At 32.2% G+C, this 19,044-nt stretch carries 13 protein-coding genes, 1 tRNA gene, 1 other RNA gene and 1 pseudogene; 12 read left to right on the top strand and 4 right to left on the bottom strand.

Annotation, left to right across the window (positions count from 1 at the left end; all coding sequences use genetic code 11):
• Positions 1-264 precede the first annotated feature (264 nt).
• Positions 265-543 carry a hypothetical protein gene (locus tag AC2FB1_RS10265; RefSeq protein ID WP_490675138.1) on the bottom strand — a complete coding sequence of 93 codons (279 nt, stop codon included), beginning with the start codon at positions 541-543 and terminating at the stop codon, positions 265-267.
• 150 nt (positions 544-693) lie between these two features.
• Between AC2FB1_RS10265 and AC2FB1_RS10260 the strand changes: the two genes are divergently transcribed.
• On the top strand, positions 694-1,077 hold the full coding sequence (locus AC2FB1_RS10260) for an NUDIX hydrolase (protein WP_490675136.1): 384 nt from the start codon (positions 694-696) through the stop codon (positions 1,075-1,077).
• A gap of 68 nt (positions 1,078-1,145) precedes the next feature.
• Here AC2FB1_RS10260 and AC2FB1_RS10255 read toward each other — a convergent pair whose 3' ends face one another.
• The 3 genes from AC2FB1_RS10255 to gltC all read right to left on the bottom strand — a co-directional run bounded on the left by AC2FB1_RS10255 (position 1,146) and on the right by gltC (position 4,083).
• Entirely contained in the window at positions 1,146-1,952 is an 807-nt protein-coding gene (locus AC2FB1_RS10255; protein WP_490675135.1) for a YibE/F family protein, read from the bottom strand.
• Positions 1,949-3,070, bottom strand: coding sequence for a YibE/F family protein (locus AC2FB1_RS10250; RefSeq protein ID WP_490675134.1), 1,122 nt, complete (start codon positions 3,068-3,070; stop codon positions 1,949-1,951). Before AC2FB1_RS10250 ends, AC2FB1_RS10255 begins: the two co-directional genes overlap by 4 nt.
• Before the next feature lie 116 nt (positions 3,071-3,186).
• Positions 3,187-4,083, bottom strand: a complete 897-nt coding sequence (gene gltC / locus AC2FB1_RS10245) for a glutamate biosynthesis transcriptional regulator GltC (RefSeq protein WP_490675133.1) — start codon at positions 4,081-4,083, stop codon at positions 3,187-3,189.
• Positions 4,084-4,233: 150 nt separating this feature from the next.
• Between gltC and gltB the strand changes: the two are divergent.
• The 11 genes and pseudogenes from gltB (at position 4,234) to recR (ending at position 18,560) form a co-directional block, all read left to right on the top strand.
• A pseudogene (gltB, locus tag AC2FB1_RS10240) lies at positions 4,234-8,742 on the top strand (glutamate synthase large subunit).
• Positions 8,743-8,760: 18 nt separating this feature from the next.
• The gene (locus tag AC2FB1_RS10235; protein ID WP_490675131.1) at positions 8,761-10,224 is read left to right on the top strand and encodes a glutamate synthase subunit beta; all 1,464 of its coding nucleotides are present in this window, start codon (positions 8,761-8,763) and stop codon (positions 10,222-10,224) included.
• 58 nt (positions 10,225-10,282) lie between these two features.
• A tRNA-Ser gene (locus AC2FB1_RS10230) sits at positions 10,283-10,375 on the top strand.
• 177 nt (positions 10,376-10,552) lie between these two features.
• Positions 10,553-11,995 carry a PTS system trehalose-specific EIIBC component gene (gene treP, locus AC2FB1_RS10225; RefSeq protein ID WP_490675130.1) on the top strand — a complete coding sequence of 481 codons (1,443 nt, stop codon included), beginning with the start codon at positions 10,553-10,555 and terminating at the stop codon, positions 11,993-11,995.
• 79 nt (positions 11,996-12,074) lie between these two features.
• The gene (gene treC, locus AC2FB1_RS10220; protein WP_490675129.1) at positions 12,075-13,712 is read left to right on the top strand and encodes an alpha,alpha-phosphotrehalase; all 1,638 of its coding nucleotides are present in this window, start codon (positions 12,075-12,077) and stop codon (positions 13,710-13,712) included.
• 22 nt (positions 13,713-13,734) lie between these two features.
• Positions 13,735-14,460, top strand: a complete 726-nt coding sequence (gene treR, locus AC2FB1_RS10215) for a trehalose operon repressor (RefSeq protein WP_490675128.1) — start codon at positions 13,735-13,737, stop codon at positions 14,458-14,460.
• 93 nt (positions 14,461-14,553) lie between these two features.
• An RNA gene (ffs, locus tag AC2FB1_RS10210) (signal recognition particle sRNA large type) lies at positions 14,554-14,823 on the top strand.
• Positions 14,824-15,203: 380 nt separating this feature from the next.
• Positions 15,204-15,731 (top strand): GNAT family N-acetyltransferase, encoded by a 528-nt coding sequence (locus AC2FB1_RS10205; RefSeq protein WP_490675127.1) that lies wholly within the window; start codon positions 15,204-15,206, stop codon positions 15,729-15,731.
• Positions 15,732-15,795: 64 nt separating this feature from the next.
• Positions 15,796-17,505, top strand: a complete 1,710-nt coding sequence (gene dnaX / locus AC2FB1_RS10200; RefSeq protein ID WP_490675126.1) for a DNA polymerase III subunit gamma/tau — start codon at positions 15,796-15,798, stop codon at positions 17,503-17,505.
• Between the two features lie 126 nt (positions 17,506-17,631).
• Entirely contained in the window at positions 17,632-17,949 is a 318-nt protein-coding gene (locus tag AC2FB1_RS10195) for a YbaB/EbfC family nucleoid-associated protein (RefSeq protein ID WP_490675125.1), read from the top strand.
• A gap of 14 nt (positions 17,950-17,963) precedes the next feature.
• On the top strand, positions 17,964-18,560 hold the full coding sequence (recR, locus tag AC2FB1_RS10190; protein WP_490675140.1) for a recombination mediator RecR: 597 nt from the start codon (positions 17,964-17,966) through the stop codon (positions 18,558-18,560).
• The last annotated feature ends 484 nt before the right edge of the window (positions 18,561-19,044 follow it).

Below are 19,044 nucleotides of genomic sequence, written 5' to 3'. Positions count from 1 at the left end.
TATTCAAAAAATTAAAATTGAACGGTTTAGTTAAGTAATGCTTATTTTATTTGTAAATGCTTGACTAATCGTAGGAATAAGGGAGTGGGACAGAATTCATCGTCCCACTCCCAACTTGTGTTACTCATAAACTTTCTTTATGAAAATTTGGGCTCCGCTAGAATTGAAAAAAGCTTAATACAAGCTCATTTGCAATTCAGTCATCGACTTCCAACATATTAAAAATGCCTGGGACAACTTATGAGATCCCAGGCGCATCTTTTTTTATTGGAAATGATAATCTTCTTTAACTTTTCTAAAGCTTGAAGCTAAGCGTGTTACATTGACAATAAATGAGATGAATGATGTAAATTTATGAAATTTACGTGGTGATCTCATAGAAACAATAAAATCGAACACAGTACCAGCTGTGCTAAGTGCTAGTGATAGATAAACTAAATTTTTATTTTTTGCACTATATTTAATTCCATTATATCCATCCACAATAAATCCAGCTGTACTTACTAAACTAGATAAGCGTGAAAGTTTTGATTGTTTTGCCATAATAAATGACCTCCATAAAAATAAAAGACAAATCCAAATGTTATATGACTAATTAAGAATTTGTCCCAATTTTTGTTTTAATATATGTTAATATCATACTAAATTAAATTATTTTTTTGAAGTGAGAATGTTTTAATAAGGATGAATAGAATGATTAAATGCGTATGTTTAGTGGAAGAAACAGAGGATCAAATTTTACTAGTACAAGTTCGACACAGAGAAAAATATTACTTTCCTGGTGGGAAAATTGATAAAGGTGAGACACTTTTAGAAGCTATTCAAAGAGAAATTGAAGAAGAACTACAACTTCATTTTTCTCAAGATGATTTTACACATATTGGAAAAGTAATTGGTGAAGCCTATCCTCAACCAAATACTTTGACCGAATTAAATGGATTTAAAGTTAATCGAAGTATTAACTGGAATGAAGTTCAAATTGATAATGAAATTACTGACATTCATTGGTTTAATAAAACTGATACACAATACATTGCACCAGCAGTTATTAAATGGATTCAAACATTTTCAACATAAATATTAAATAAATAAGAGACAGTGACATTTGATGCTTTTTATCATTAAATGTCACTGCTTTGTCTGTGTTATTTTATTTGTTTATTTAAGGGTGAAGTAGGAGTGTAGTGGTCTGTTTGTTTAAATTTATGATGTTTAATTAATGTAGCAGTAACCCAAGCAGTAATTGGAATACTTAAGGCGACTGCAAAACCACCTAATAAGATAGAAATAAACTCTTGAGCAAAAATTTTAGAGTTCAAAATATGTCCAAATGAATAATGAAGTTGGAAAAACCAAAAGAATAATGTTAATTGTCCACCAAAATAAGCCAAATAAATTGTGTTAGCGGAAGTTGCAAGAATTTCTCTACCCACACGCATGCCAGATTGAAATAAGTCTTTACGAGAAAGGTTAGGGTTTGTTTCATTCAACTCATACATTGGTGAACTGATTGTGATTGTTAAATCTATTACAGCGGCGATTACAGCCAATATAATAGTAAAAACAGAGAACTGTAGCATATTAATACCAATATTCATTGAAAATATATAGGTTTCATCTTGTTGTTCTGTAGCAAAACCTTGTAGATGACCAAATTTTACAGATAGATATATGCCTATGATAAGAAGCACAGTCGTTACTATAGTTCCGATAAAAGCGGCTTGTGTTTTAATATTATAACTATTCAAAATAAATAGGTTACAAGCAGCAATAACAAGACAAAAGATAAATGCTACTAGATAGATTGGCATCCCAAATAGAATGAAAACACTACTAATAATGAGGATGATAAAATTTAAAAATAAAGTGAGATAGGAGATGAGTCCTTTTTTACCGCCAAGCAAAATCATTAAAATAAAAAGTAATAGTGCGAGTAAAAGAATTGTATTCATCGACTTACTCCTTTCCACTTAAATATAGTGACCATAAGTCCGATTGTGATAGGAATGGTTAGTACAATACCGATACCACCTGTTAATGCACGCGCAATTTCTAAAGACCAGTTCATTGATATCGTATAAGTAAATGTATTAGCATTTTTTAAGTAAATTAATATCATAGCTAGACTACCTGATAAATATGAAAATAATAAGATATTTGTCATGGTACCCATAATATCTTGACCGATATGGCGTCCAGCTAAAGACCAACGAGACATTGAAATGTCAGGCGTGTGTTGAAGGATTTCATACATTCCACTAGAAATTGTAATTGCCACATCCATTACCGCTCCTAATGTTCCAATAAGTACAGAAGACATAAAGATATCTTTTGGAGGTAGTGTTAAAAAATTCATTGTTTCATATTTAATTCCATTACCACCTGTAAGTTGAATTAATAATTCGGTAATCCCTACGCATAAAAACGTTCCAGATAAAGTAGCAACTATCGTAATCCAAGTCCGTCTTTGCCATCCAGTTACTAATATTAATGTAAGAATGGTCGATATAATGATTGCCATACTCATTAACAAAAATAAATTTGTACCTGAAAAAATATTATGAATGGCTATTGCAGCAATAATAAACACGGTGTTAAATATAAGAGATAGAATCGATTGTAAACCCACATTTTTACCTACAATTAACAGTGTCACTATAAATATTCCAACAATAGCCACAGTAAGGCTATCACGTTTTTTTTCTAGAATAGTAGCGTCTGACGGTCCTTTTTGCATATGTAATAACACTTTTTCATTTTTAGAAAATTGTTCAGAATCTGCTTGAGATTTTACAAAATGATTATTAACAGTTGTTATATCGCCTTTATACTTACCGTTTAGAATGCGTATAGTTAATCGTTGATTATATTTTACATCAGTATTATGATGCTCGTCTGTGATTTTTTGACCCTGACTTGTTTTAATATTTGTGATTTTACCAATAGGCATTTGATAGAATGAAGTATTAAAAAATGTAAAAATAAATAATCCAAGCATCATTAAAGCAACAACAATAATCAGCCAATGAGTATTTTTATTCTTAGATACATGATGTGTCTTTATATTCATTAAACATAATCCTCTTTTAATTATATAATTTATCCTTTTATCGCAATAAAGTGATTATACGCTTCTTCAAAATGATATTCAATTCACAAGATATGTGTTAGTACTTTAAACGAAGCCTAATGATATATTGAAACTTTGCTTAACAATGTTTGAATTAAATGAAATAGATTAAGAATATCTACTTTTTTATTGTCTTTTTTAAATACCACACAAAATGAGCGTTTTAGTTCTGTGTGTGATAAAGAAATATCCCGTAATTGTTCAGATGAATGATCCAATGACATATAATCAGGTAAGAGTAGATGCCCACGACGTTGTTTTAATAGGTATTGACCAAGAGATTTTGTACCCAGTGTATATATAGGTACTTTAATTACAGATTCTAATCGTTTTTTAATAGAATCAGGCAAAACATGGAACGTATATAAAGGTTTTTCTTCAAATTGTTTAAGTTGTGTTAACGGTGGATTAAATGATAAGGCAATAGCATCATCTTTAGGTACATATAAATGATATGTTTCTTCATATAAAGACTTAATAGAAAGAGTTGAGTTTGCTTGTAATTCAGATGTATTTTCAACAATAGCTATATCGATTTTTCCTGAATTTAAACATTCTACTATCTGAGTATGATTCATTAAACTCGGAATAATATGACTATCATATTCTCTTTCGAATGCTTGAATAATAGGTGTAATCATATGAGAAGCATAGCTTTCTTCAAAGCCTAAATTAATATGATGTGCGTTTTTAAGTTGCTCTTGTTGAAAAAGAGCAACCGTTTCATCAAGTTGTTCTAGTATTTGAGTTGCTTGTGTTAGTAACGCTTTACCGTGTGAAGTAAGAAATATATTGCGACCTTGTCTATCAAATAATGGAACTTGTAATTCTTTTTCAAGTAAATTGATTTGGCGACTAATTGCAGATTGAGCAATGTTAAGTTCCAATGCAGCCTCGGAAATATGTTCACGTCGAGCAACTTCAACAAAGTATCGTAATTGTTTAATTTCCATATACTACCTCCTTAATATAAGTATATCGCAAATGTTCTAATTATTAGAATAGTATTATCTATTTAATATATTGTTCAGATAAATATTTTACATTATATTAATTATTATTAACAGTAAATTTTCTGAAAATTCTCAAAAGGAGTGGGCATCGTGTTTAAAGATAGACTAAAAAGAGGATTATATGATTACCGTGAGGAACATGATGCATGTGGAATCGGCTTTTATGCCAATATGGATAATTTAAGATCTCACGATATTATTGAAAAATCATTAGAAATGTTGCGTAGACTAGATCATCGTGGTGGTATCGGAGCTGATGGTATTACTGGTGATGGTGCAGGAATTATGACAGAAATTCCCTTCGAATTTTTTAAAAAGCACACTCATTTCGACTTACCTAATGAAGGCGAATATGCGGTAGGTCTTTTTTTCTCTAATCAAAAAGTTTTAGGTACACAGCATGAAACAATATTTAATCAATATTTTAATGATGAAGGATTGAAAGCGATTGGTTATAGAGAAGTTCCTGTAGACACACAAGCGTTAGCAGAACATGTTGCTTCTACAATGCCTTATGTACAGCAAGTATTTGTAGACTTAAAACAGCATGAAACGCCTGTTAAACAGTTATATTTAGCACGTAAACAAATTGAACAATATGCAGAACGCGAAAATTTAGAGTTATATTTTACAAGTTTGTCTCATAAAACGATTGTTTATAAAGGTTGGTTACGTTCAGATCAAATTAAGAAATTATACCTAGACCTGAACAATAAAGATTATCAATCAAAACTAGGACTTGTTCATTCAAGATTTAGTACGAACACATTCCCTAGTTGGAAACGTGCGCATCCTAATCGACTTCTTATGCATAACGGAGAAATTAATACAATTAAGGGTAATGTCAATTGGATGCGTGCCCGTCAACGTCAACTTATTAATACTTTATTTGGTAATGAAAGTGAAAAAATTCAAAATATTGTTGATGAGGATGGAAGTGACTCAGCTATTGTAGATAACGCATTGGAGTTCTTAAATTTAGCAATGGAACCTGAAGAAGCGGCGATGTTACTTATACCAGAGCCATGGCTATATAATAAATCCAATGATGAAAATGTACGCGCATTTTATGAATTTTATAGCTATTTAATGGAACCATGGGATGGTCCAACAATGATTTCATTCTGTAATGGCGATAAAATTGGTGCATTAACGGATCGTAATGGATTACGACCAGGACGCTATACAATTACTAAAGATAATTTTATTGTTTTCTCATCTGAAGTGGGTGTGATTGATGTCCCAGAAGAAAACGTCGCTTTTAAAGGACAATTGAACCCTGGAAAATTATTGTTGGTTGATTTTAACTCTAATAAGGTCATCGAAAATAATGAACTTAAAACTAATATTGCACATAAACACCCGTATAAAGAGTGGATTGATCAATACAAAATTGATTTAGAATTAGAACAAGTTCAATATCAACGTAAATTATTAGATGAAGCAACGCTATTCAGAATGCAAAAGCAATTTGGCTACACTAAGGAAGATATTCACAAATATATGACAGACTTAGTTGTAGGAAAGAAAGATCCTATTGGTGCAATGGGGTATGATGCGCCACTTGCAGTATTAAATGAACGACCAGAATCATTATTTAACTACTTTAAACAGCTGTTTGCTCAAGTAACGAATCCGCCTATCGATGCATATCGTGAAAAGATTGTGACAAGTGAATTATCTTATCTAGGTAGTGAAGGAAACTTACTTCATCCAGATCCGAGTGTCTTAGATCGTATACAACTTACTAAACCAGTCCTTACATTAAATCAATTAGATAAAATTGAACAAAGTAAGTTTAACGTGAAACATTTGTCGATTCTTTATCAAGATATTTCACTTGAGGCAGCTTTAAATCGTTTAGGAGAACAAGCGATTCAAGCTACAAAAGAAGGTTACACAATTTTAGTGTTAGATGATAGCGCACTTATCGATACAACTCAGTCACTGTATTATGCTATGCCAATATTATTAGCCATAAGTCATGTTCATCAATTACTTATTAAAGAAGATTTACGTATGAGTACAAGTATTGTTGCTTTATCAGGTGAAACACGTGAAGTGCATCATGTTGCTTGTTTACTTGGGTATGGTGCGAATGCGGTTATTCCATACTTAGCACAACAAACAATTGCTCACTTAACTGATAATTGCCATCTTAAAGGTTCGATTTCTGAGAACGTTGAAACATATACAAACGTTTTATCAGAAGGCGTTATTAAAGTTATGGCTAAAATGGGTATCTCTACTGTTCAAAGTTATCAAGGCGCACAAATATTTGAAGCAGTAGGATTATCTAAAAATGTTATTGACACTTATTTTACAGGAACACAGTCTAAATTATCAGGGTTAAGTATCGAACAAATTGATGAAGAAAATAGAAAACGCCAAAGTAACGAAGAAGAATATCTAGCTTCTGGTAGTAATTTTCAATGGCGTCAACAAGGACAACATCACGTGTTTAATCCAACAACGATTCACTTATTACAACATGCTTGTCGTGGAAATGATTACGAGCAATTTAAAGCATTTACTAACGCTGTGCATGAAAATAGAAACGACCATTTACGTGATTTACTAGAATTTAAACCACAGCAGTCAATATCTATTGATCAAGTAGAATCTGTAGAATCAATTGTAAAACGTTTTAATACAGGTGCTATGAGCTATGGTTCTATTTCTGAGGAAGCACATCAAACATTGGCAAAAGCAATGAATAAATTAGGTGGGAAAAGTAATAGCGGTGAAGGAGGAGAAAATCCTAAGCGATATGTCGTTCAAGAAGACGGTAGTTATTTATCAAGTGCAATTAAGCAAGTGGCATCAGGACGATTTGGTGTAACTAGTGAGTATTTACAACACGCTAAAGAATTACAAATTAAAGTAGCTCAAGGTGCAAAACCTGGTGAAGGTGGACAACTGCCAGGAACTAAAGTATATCCTTGGATTGCTGAAACGCGTGGATCTACACCAGGAATTGGGCTTATTTCTCCACCACCACACCATGATATTTACTCAATTGAAGATTTAGCACAGTTGATTCACGATTTGAAAAATGCAAATAAAGACGCAGATATTGCTGTTAAATTAGTATCTAAAACTGGTATAGGAACGATTGCTTCAGGGGTAGCTAAAGCATTTGCAGATAAAATTGTTGTCAGTGGTTATGACGGTGGTACTGGTGCATCCCCTAAAACAAGTATTCAACATGCTGGATTACCATGAGAGCTTGGTTTAGCAGAAACTCACCAAACATTAAAGTTAAATGATTTGCGTAGCCGTGTACGTTTAGAAACAGATGGTAAATTATTAACAGGTAAAGATGTAGCTTTAGCATGTGCATTAGGAGCAGAAGAATTTGGTTTTGCCACTGCACCTCTTGTAGTTCTCGGGTGTATTATGATGAGAGTTTGTCATAATGATACCTGTCCAGTAGGAATAGCAACACAAAATAAAGACTTACGGGCGCTTTATAGAGGTAAAGCAGACCACGTTGTCAATTTTATGCATTTCATTGCTAAAGAATTAAGAGAAGTTCTCGCAGAACTTGGCTTGAAAACAGTCGAAGAACTAGTAGGACGTACTGACTTATTACAACGATCGCGTCATATTAATCCTAAATCTAAAGCAGCCACGCTTGATATTGAGAAGTTAATTCATGCTGTAGATGGACCAAATATAAAAGAAATATCTCAAAATCACCATTTAGATATTGGTTTCGATTTAAATTATTTATATAAAGAAGCAAAACAAAGTATTGAAAATAGTGAGAAGTTTAAAGGGCAATATACAATTAATAACACTCAACGAAATGTTGGTGTAATTACAGGTAGTTACATTACGAAGCAACATGGTAGTAAAGGTTTGCCTGAAGAAACGATTATTGCTGAGACAGTTGGTCATGCTGGTCAAAGTTTAGGTGCATTTGCTCCTAAGGGATTATTAATACAACATACTGGAGATGCCAATGATTATGTAGGTAAAGGATTATCTGGTGGAACTGTTGTAGTTAAAGCGCCAAACCATGCTCGTGAAAATGAAATTATTGTAGGTAATGTGTGCTTCTATGGTGCTTCAAGTGGTAAAGCATATATTAATGGTAAGGCTGGAGAACGCTTCTGTATTCGTAATAGTGGCATAGATGTAGTTGTTGAAGGGATTGGAGATCATGGTTTGGAATACATGACAGGCGGACATGTCATCATCCTTGGTGATGTTGGAAAAAACTTTGGTCAAGGTATGAGTGGTGGAGTATGTTATATCTTCCCAAGTGATATCGAAGCATTTAAAAAAGCAAATCAGCTTCCAACTTTAGCATTTAAACACGTACAACATGATGAAGAAAAGCATTTACTTAAATCAATGTTAGAAGATCATTATCGTTATACAAAGAGTACAAAAGCTAAAAATATCTTAAATCAATTTGAAAATATCACTGAACATGTAATAAAAGTGATTCCAAAAGATTATGAATTAATGATGCAAAAAATTGAGTTACAACGTCGCCATTTATCAGAAGATAACGAAGCAAAATTAGCTGCATTTTATGATAATCGCACATCAATTGAAAAAGACTTGCAACCAGCTGTGATTTATTAAAGAAAGGAAGGAAATGTTATGGGTGAGTTTAAAGGGTTTATGAAATATGAGAAACAATCATTAGCAGAATTGTCACTCATTGAACGTTTAGAAGGACATGAAGCGTTCCAACAACGATTTTCTAAAGAAGAAGCTTCTATTCAAGGGGCAAGATGTATGGATTGTGGAACGCCATTTTGTCAAACTGGACTTCCTTTCGGACGAGAAACAATTGGTTGTCCAATAGGAAACTATATCCCTGAATGGAATGATTTAGTTTATCATCAAGATTTTAAAGAAGCATACGAGCGCCTAAGTGAGACAAATAATTTTCCTGAATTTACAGGACGTATTTGTCCTGCACCATGTGAGCAATCATGTGTCATGAAAATTAATCGTGATTCTGTAGCGATTAAAGGTATCGAGCGCACGATTATTGATGAAGCATATGAAAATGGATGGGTAAAACCAAAATATCCAAAAGAACACAAAGATCAGAGCGTAGCAATTGTTGGAAGCGGTCCTGCAGGATTAGCAGCTGCGGAAGAATTAAATCATTTAGGTTATCAAGTTACTGTCTTTGAAAGAGCAGCTGAACCAGGCGGTCTATTAATGTATGGTATTCCAAACATGAAGTTAGACAAAACTGTTGTCCGACGTAGAATTGAAATCATGCGTGAGGCGGGTATTATTTTCAAGACAAATACAAATATCGGTGTAGATGTAACGCGTGAAGAATTAGAAGAACAATTTGATGCGATTATACTATGTACCGGGGCTCAAAAAGCACGCGATTTACCTTTAGAAGGTAGAATAGGGCAAGGTATTCATTTTGCTATGGATTACCTTACTGAGCAAATGCAAGTTCTAAACGGTGAGATTGAAGAAGCTTCAATTACAGCTAAAGATAAAAATGTCGTTGTCATAGGAGCGGGAGACACTGGAGCAGACTGTGTAGCAACTGCTTTACGTGAAAATTGTAAGTCCATTGTACAGTTTAATAAGTATACAAAAGCACCAGAAGAGATTACATTTGAAAGTAATACCTCTTGGCCTTTAGCACTACCTGTATTTAAAATGGATTATGCTCATAAAGAATATGAAGCGCGATTTGGAAGAGAGCCTCGTGCTTATGGCGTACAAACAATGCGATATGATGTAGATGCAATCGGGAATATTCGTGGTGTTTATACCCAAATTTTAGAAGAAACACCTGAAGGTATGGTTGTTGTTGATGGTACGGAAAGACACTGGCCAGCAGATTTAGTGTTATTATCAATCGGATTTGAAGGGACTGAAACAACAGTACCAAGATCGTTTGATATTAAAACTAAACAAAATAAAATTATAGCAAATGAGCAAGATTATCGTACAAATCAAGAAAAGATATTTGCTGCAGGAGATGCACGTCGCGGACAAAGTTTAGTCGTGTGGGCAATTAAAGAAGGTCGAGCTGTAGCTAAATCAGTAGACCAATATCTTAAACAAAAAGTTTTATCATAATAATATAAAAAGATTGACTTCCAATGAATAATATTATAAGATAGTTGTTGTGTTCATTGGAGGAATACCCAAGTCCGGCTGAAGGGATCGGTCTTGAAAACCGACAGGGCCTTAACGGGCCGCGGGGGTTCGAATCCCTCTTCCTCCGCCATTATAATTAAAATCCAAGACTAATAAATATAAAGAATATAAGCACTCAGTAAATACTGAGTGCTTATTTTTTTATATATTGAAATTTACAAAAATCAGACAACCTTGTGAAAGCCTTTGCATAACTTGTCTAGACAAGCTATACTTTGTTTAAGTTAGAAACAAAGGAGTGGAAATCGTGGCTGTAAAAAAAAGAGACGTGCAAGACATTGTTCAAGCAATTGGAGGAAAAGAAAACGTAGATACTGCTACTCATTGTGTTACACGATTGAGATTAGTGTTGAAAGATGATAATAAAGTAGATAAAGAGGCTTTAGATAATAATACGCTTGTTAAAGGCCAATTTAAAGCTGATAATCAATATCAAATTGTTATTGGTCCTGGTACGGTAGATGAAGTGTATAAACAATTTGTGAATGAAACAGGCGTTGAAACTGCATCTAAAGAAGATGCCAAAGCTGCTGCAGCAAAAAAAGGTAATCCATTACAACGGTTAGTAAAATTATTAGGAGATATTTTTATCCCAATTTTGCCAGCTTTAGTCACAGCAGGTTTGCTTATGGGAATTAACAATTTGTTAACTATGGAAAATTTATTTGGTCCTAAGTCACTAGTAGAACAACAACCACAATTAGGAGATATTTCTAATATTATTAATGTTATAGCTAGTACAGCTTTTATCTTCTTACCAGCTTTAATTGGTTGGAGTAGTATGAAAGTCTTTGGCGGTAGTCCAATCCTAGGATTAGTGTTGGGATTAATATTAATGCATCCTCAACTCGTTTCTCAATATGATATAGCTAAAGGTCATATTCCTACATGGAATTTATTTGGTTTAGAAATTAAGCAATTAAATTATCAAGGACAAGTACTTCCGGTACTTATTGCGGCTTATGTACTTTCGTTAATTGAAAAAGCACTTAATAAAGTTGTACATGATTCAATTAAGATGCTTGTAGTAGGACCTGTAGCATTATTAATTACAGGATTCCTATCATTTATTATTATTGGGCCTGTAGCATTAGGTATTGGAACAGCAATTACTAGTGCTATACAATTTGTTTTTGAACATGCTGGTTGGCTAGGTGGCGCAATTTATGGATTCTTTTATGCACCACTTGTTATTACTGGATTACATCACATGTTCTTAGCAGTAGATTTTCAGTTAATGGGTAGTTCACTAAAAGGTACTTATTTATGGCCAATTGTAGCAATTTCTAATGTTTGTCAAGGATCAGCTGCATTTGGCGCATGGTTTATTTATAAACGTCGAAAAATGGCTAAAGAAGAAGGGTTAGCATTAACATCTAGTGTTTCTGCTTTCTTAGGTGTTACTGAACCAGCTATGTTTGGAGTGAATTTACCTCTAAAAGTACCATTTTTCGCAGCAATTTGTACATCAAGTGTTTTAGGGGCAATCATTGGAGCAAATCGAGTTCTTGGAAACGTAGGAGTTGGCGGTGTCCCGGCTTTTATTTCAATACAAAGTAAGTATTGGTATATTTACGGACCTGTTACACTATTAGCTATCATTGTGCCAGCAATATTAACAGTGATTTTCTCTAAATTTACTAACATTAAAGCTAAAAAAATGGTAGAAAATCCTGAAAATGTAAAATGATGTTTAAGTAGTTTCATTTTAAGAAGTAAATACTAAAGTATTTTGAAAAAATATATTTTTTATATAAGGTGGCATTAATATGATTCAAAAAGATTGGAGAAAATCAGTAGTTTATCAAATTTACCCTAAATCGTTTAATGATACAACTGGAAACGGAAAAGGAGATTTGAATGGTATTATTGAAAAATTAGATTACATAAAATATTTAGGTGTGGATTATATTTGGCTAACACCTATTTATGAATCTCCCATGAATGATAATGGCTACGATATCAGCGATTATTTTAAAATTAATGAACAATTTGGAACATTAGAAGATTTTAAAACATTGATTTATGAAGCACATCGTCGAGATTTAAAAGTCATGCTAGATATTGTAATTAATCATACTTCTACAGAACATCAATGGTTTAGAGAAGCAATTAGTTCAAAAGATAATTACTATCGAGATTTTTATTTTTTCAAATCATCAGAAGATGGTCCTCCAACAAATTGGCAATCTAAATTTGGTGGAAATGCTTGGAAATATGATGAACATTCAGATGAATATTATTTACACTTATTTGATGTGACACAAGCTGATTTGAATTGGGATAATCAAAAAGTAAGACAAGCACTTTATGAGATGGTGAATTATTGGATTCAATTTGGAGTTGATGGTTTCCGTTTTGACGTAATAAACCTTATTTCTAAAGATGAATTTAAAAATTCAGACGCTACTGGAAAAGAATTCTATACTGATGGTCCCCGTGTACATGAATATTTACATGAACTTAATCGTTATACTTTTGGAGATAGAAATATGATGACAGTAGGTGAGATGTCTTCAACAACTATTGATAATTGTATTAAATATACACGTCCTGAGCGTCAAGAATTGAATAGCGTATTTAATTTTCATCATTTAAAAGTGGATTATAAAGATGGAGAAAAGTGGACAAATAAAAAATATGATTTTCTTAAATTGAAGAAAGTTTTAATGGAATGGCAAGTAGGTATCCATGATGGCGGTGGTTGGAATGCTATTTTTTGGTGTAATCATGACCAACCAAGAGTAGTATCACGATTTGGCGATGACACAAGTGAATTGAATCGACAAGCAAGCGCAAAAATGTTAGCAATTGTTCTACACATGTTACAAGGTACACCATATATTTATCAAGGTGAAGAAATTGGTATGACTGATCCACATTATACATCGATACAGAAATATCGTGATGTAGAGTCTCTTAATGCGTATGCGCATTTGAAAGAACAAGGAGTACTAGAAGAAGAAATATTGACTATTTTATCTCAAAAATCACGTGATAATTCGCGTACTCCTATACAATGGAATCAAAATGAAAATGCAGGATTTACATCTAGTACGCCATGGATAGATTTACCTAATAATATAGATACAATTAATGTTGAAGATGCTATAAATAATAAAGATTCAGTTTTACATGTATATCGTCAACTTATTAAATTGCGTCATCATCAAGATATTATTACTTATGGTGATATCGAACCTTTGTATATGGATCATCCGCAATTATTTGTTTATCGACGTAATTACAAAAATGATTCCTGGCTAATTATTGCTAACTTTTCAAATGAATCTGTTAGGATTCCAGATGACCTTGATATAGTAGGAGATACCATTATTCAAAGTGGTACAATTCTTAATAATAAAATTTCATCTTACGGTGCAATAGTTATTAGTAAATCATATTAATTAATTGGGTGAAATATAAAAAATGAATCAACAAAAATTTGCAATAATTTATGATAATCTAAAAAAAGATATTTCTGAAGGGAACTATTTATATGGTGAACAACTACCGTCAGAACGTGAGCTTGTAGAAACGTATCACTCCTCTCGAGAAACTGTAAGAAAAGCATTAGAATTACTTGCAAATGATGGAGTGATTCAAAAAATTAGAGGAAAAGGATCAATAGTCATACAACAAGATATGACTGAATTTCCTTTTTCGGATTTAATTAGCTTTAAAGAAGTTAAAGAAAAGTTAAACTTAAATCATGAAACACATGTACTTGTAAATGAAATAATAAAGGCGTCTGATGTTCCTTTAGTGAAAGAAAAATTGCTTTTAAAGAATAATGAGTTATTATGTCATGTAATAAGAAGTAGAAGTATAAATAAAAAAGTTAAAATACTAGACGAAGATTATTTTCTAACTTCAGTGGTTCCTGAAATATCTGATACGATAGCTAATAATTCTATTTATGATTATTTAGAAAAAGAACTTAATTTAGATATTAGTTATTCTAATAAATCAATTACATTTGAACCATTTAAGGAGTTTGAATATCAAGTGTTTGGTAAAGTGCATCATCCATATACGGCGACAGTAAGAAGTACAGTTTTTCTTAAAGATACGACACGATTTCAATATAATATTTCAAAACATTTAGCGACAGAGTTTAAGTTTAATGAATTTTCTCGTCGACAAAGTAAATAGTCATTTTAAAATTTATTTTAACTTGAATGATTTATAGATAAATATACTATTTTACTTGCAACATTAATACGTTTTATAGTATTATAAAACTTACCGTGCTAGGTGGGGAGGTAGCGGTTCCCTGTACTCGAAATCCGCTTTATGCGAGACTTAATTCCTTCGTTGAGGGTGTACTTTTGTGAAGTCTGCCCGAAGCACGAGGTGTTTGAAGATTTCGGTCCTATGCAATATGAACCCATGAATCATGTCAGGTCCTGACGGAAGCAGCATTAAGTGGACACTCATATGTGCCGTAGGGTAGCCGAGATTTAGCTATCGACTTCGGTAACGTTTATGATGTACACTCGATTCGAAGGTGCACGGTCTTTTTAATTTCAAACCAATCGTTTTTATAAATATATATACTTTATGGGAGTGGGACAGAATTCATTTTCAATTCAGTTATCAACTGCCAACATATTAAAAATGCCTGAGACATTTAATTATGTCCCAGGCTACTTTTTTATATAAACTATAGAAGAACTTAGAATATAGATAAAGAGTTTTAAATTATTTAAGTGAGTTGTCATCAAACAACTATAAACATCATATTTATATATAGATATTCAAAATATTTGTTTTGAGGAAAACAAATACTCTAAGTAACGTCTATAATAAAGTTTATAGGCATCTACACTGACACATTCACTCAATTAATTTAATATAAATATGATTAGAACAATATTAATTATAGGGGGGAAGTTATGCAAGTTTATTTAAGTACTTTAACTGAAATGGATTATATCGAGACTTTAGAGAAACTTGAAAAACATGATACTAATAGTGAAGATTTAAATGGGAAATCACATAGTAAAATGATTTCTAATTTAAGAAAACAACCTACATATAATTATGAATTAGAAGTTATTGCCAAAAAAGAAGACGGAGAAATTATAGGGCATATCATGCTAAATGAAGTGGATCTCATTGATAATGAAGATACATTTAAAGTATTACAATTATCTTCTTTGATTGTAGCAACACCTTATCGAAATCAAGGTATAGGAAAAGCATTAGTACAAGCTGTAGAAGAGAGAGCGAAGTCTCATCATTATACTGCTATTATTGTAGATTGTTGTCCTGACTATTTTACAACGTTAGGTTATGAATCAGCAGCACAACACCGTATTATTTCGGAACATGAGAATAAACTTCTTTATGTGAAATTCTTGTGGAATCAATTAAGTGAATATCCACATGGGAAACTACAACCGCTATCAATAGAAATATAAAAAATTAATATAGCAAAGATATTGCGTGATATAATTGATAAGTAATTGTATTGGAGGTGCGACTGTGAATTATCAAGCGTTATATCGAATGTTTAGGCCACAAAGCTTTAATGATGTTGTAGGTCAAGAACATGTCACTAAAACATTGAGAAATGCTATTTCTAAAGGAAAACAGTCTCATGCGTATATTTTTAGTGGTCCAAGAGGAACTGGTAAAACGAGTATAGCTAAAGTATTTGCTAAAGCTATCAATTGTTTAAATCCTCATGATGGTGAACCTTGTAATGAATGTACAATATGCAAAGGCATTACACAAGGAACGAATGGTGACGTTATTGAAATTGATGCTGCTAGTAATAATGGTGTTGATGAAATTAGAAATATTAGAGATAAAGTTAAATACGCACCTAGTGAATCGAAATATAAGGTTTATATTATAGATGAGGTTCATATGCTTACAACTGGCGCTTTTAATGCTTTATTAAAAACATTAGAAGAACCCCCAGCACATGCTATTTTTATTTTAGCAACAACAGAACCGCATAAAATACCACCTACTATTATTTCACGGGCACAACGTTTTGACTTTAAAGCGATTAGTACCGAACAAATTGTTGAACGATTACGTTTTGTTGCACAAGAACAATCATTAGATTACGATAAAGCGGCATTAGAATTTATTGCTAAAGCATCAGAGGGTGGTATGCGTGATGCATTAAGTATCATGGATCAAGCGATTGCTTTTGGGGATGAGCATCTTACATTACAAGATGTATTAGATGTAACTGGTAGTGTAGATGAAGCTTCGCTTAATGAATTATTTAAAAATATTGTTGATGGAAATGTAAAAGAAGCATTTTCTCGCTATCATCACTTTGTATCTGAAGGTAAAGAAGTAAATAGGCTTATTAATGATATGATTTATTTCGTAAGAGATACGATTATGAATAAAACAATCAATGAACAAACAAGTTACGATGCCTTAACTCACTTTGATTTAGAAACGTTATATCATATGATAGATATTATAAATGACACTCTTGTTTCTATTAGATTTAGTGTGAATCAAAACGTACACTTTGAAGTGTTATTAGTTAAATTAGCTGAAATGGTTAAATCAAATCCTACGAAGGTAGAAAATGTAGCGACAACTCCTATTGCCGCAGAACCTAATAATGAAGTGTTATTACAAAGAATGGAACAACTTGAAAATGAGCTAAAAACTCTAAAAGCCCAAGGTATTTCACAGAGCAATAAAAAACATACGCAAATGAATACAAATTCTAGAAGTAAACGTCAAAGTAAAGCAGCATTTTCTATGACACAGATTGCTAAAGTTTTAGATGAAGCAAATAAAGAAGATATTCGACTATTGAAAGAACATTGGCAAGAAGTGATTGATTATGCTAAAAGTAATGATAAAAAATCTTTAGTAAGCTTATTGCAAAACTCAATTCCAGTAGCGGCAAGTAGAAAACGTGTATTAATTCAATTCGATGAAGAAATCCATTGTGAAATTGTTAATAAAGATGAAGAAAAAAGAAAAAATATTGAAAATGTCGTTTGTAATATCATTGATAAAAATGTTGAAGTAGTAGGAGTCCCTTCAGATCAATGGATGAGAGTAAGAAGCGAGTATATTAATCATCGAAAACAAAATGACCATCATTCTACTGAAAGTACAAAAGACAATACTCAAGAGAAAACGCCTGATATTGCTCAAAAAGCAAGAGATTTATTCGGGGAAGACACTGTAAATATGATAGATGAATAATAAAATATATCAGGTTGTTTATAAAAAACGATGAATGAGTCATACATGACAATAGATATAAACGTATGTATAATAAATTATAAATTATAAGAAAATTAATGTGAAAATTTAAGGAGGAAATGAATTATGCGCGGTGGCGGAAATATGCAACAAATGATGAAACAAATGCAAAAAATGCAAAAGAAAATGGCACAAGAACAAGAAAAACTTAAAGAAGAACGTATTGTAGGTACAGCTGGTGGCGGTATGGTTGCTGTAACTGTAACTGGTCATAAAGAAGTTGTAGATGTAGAAATTAAAGAAGAAGCAGTAGATCCAGATGACGTGGAAATGTTACAAGATTTAGTTTTAGCTGCAACAAATGAAGCGATGAATAAAGCAGATAATTTAACACAAGAACGATTAGGTAAACATACTCAAGGCTTAAACATTCCAGGAATGTAGGTTAAGTGTTAAGTATGCATTATCCTGAACCGATTTCAAAACTTATAGATAGTTTTATGAAACTGCCAGGCATTGGTCCCAAGACGGCTCAACGTCTGGCTTTTCATACATTAGATATGAAAGAAGACGATGTCGTAAAATTTGCTAAAGCCTTAGTAGATGTTAAACGAGAACTTACCTATTGTAGTATCTGTGGTCATATCACTGAAAAAGATCCATGTTACATTTGTGAAGATAAACAAAGGGATCGCTCAATTATTTGTGTGGTTGAAGATGATAAAGATGTTATTGCAATGGAAAAAATGAGGGAGTATAAAGGTCTTTATCATGTATTACATGGGTCTATCTCTCCAATGGATGGTATAGGACCTGAAGATATTAATATACCTACGCTTATTGATAGATTGAAAGATGAAGAAGTTAAAGAACTCATACTAGCAATGAACCCAAACTTAGAAGGTGAGTCAACTGCCATGTATATATCAAGACTTGTAAAACCTATTGGAATAAAGGTTACACGTCTTGCGCAAGGATTATCAGTTGGTGGTGATTTAGAGTATGCTGATGAAGTAACGCTTTCTAAAGCCATTGCTGGCAGAACTGAAATGTAATTTTTTATATGCTATTTATAGTAGATTAGTATTGAGTTACGAGGGAATTTCGTCTCTAACAGTACTAAATTATACTGTAAATAGCTTTTTTAAATTTATTTTAAAAAAATGTAAATTTTTAAAAGTTTGTTTTATGAAAGAGAAATGGTATAAAACGATTTTAAAAACAGAGAAAAATATCTTTAAAACTAACAATAAATAAACTAACATATTTAATGTTCGTTTTTTTAGGTTAATAACTCATTTACTATTCTCCGGAGTGTAAATTTTACTGTTGTGTTATTAGAAGAAACCCTGTATAGTATTTATTTGTTGAGCGAAACAAATCAACGAACATTAAAAAATTAATTTAAAAAAGTTGTTGACTTTTAAGTCGATAGAGAGTATAATTAATTCTTGTGTTGAAGAAAATGAACATTGAAAACTGAATGACAATATGTCAACGTTAATTCCAATAAAGTAACTTAAATGTTACAAACACTAT

The organism is Staphylococcus sp. CoH_129_LAB_1 (genome assembly GCF_058191515.1).
This window is presented reverse-complemented; position numbering and strand designations above follow the sequence as displayed.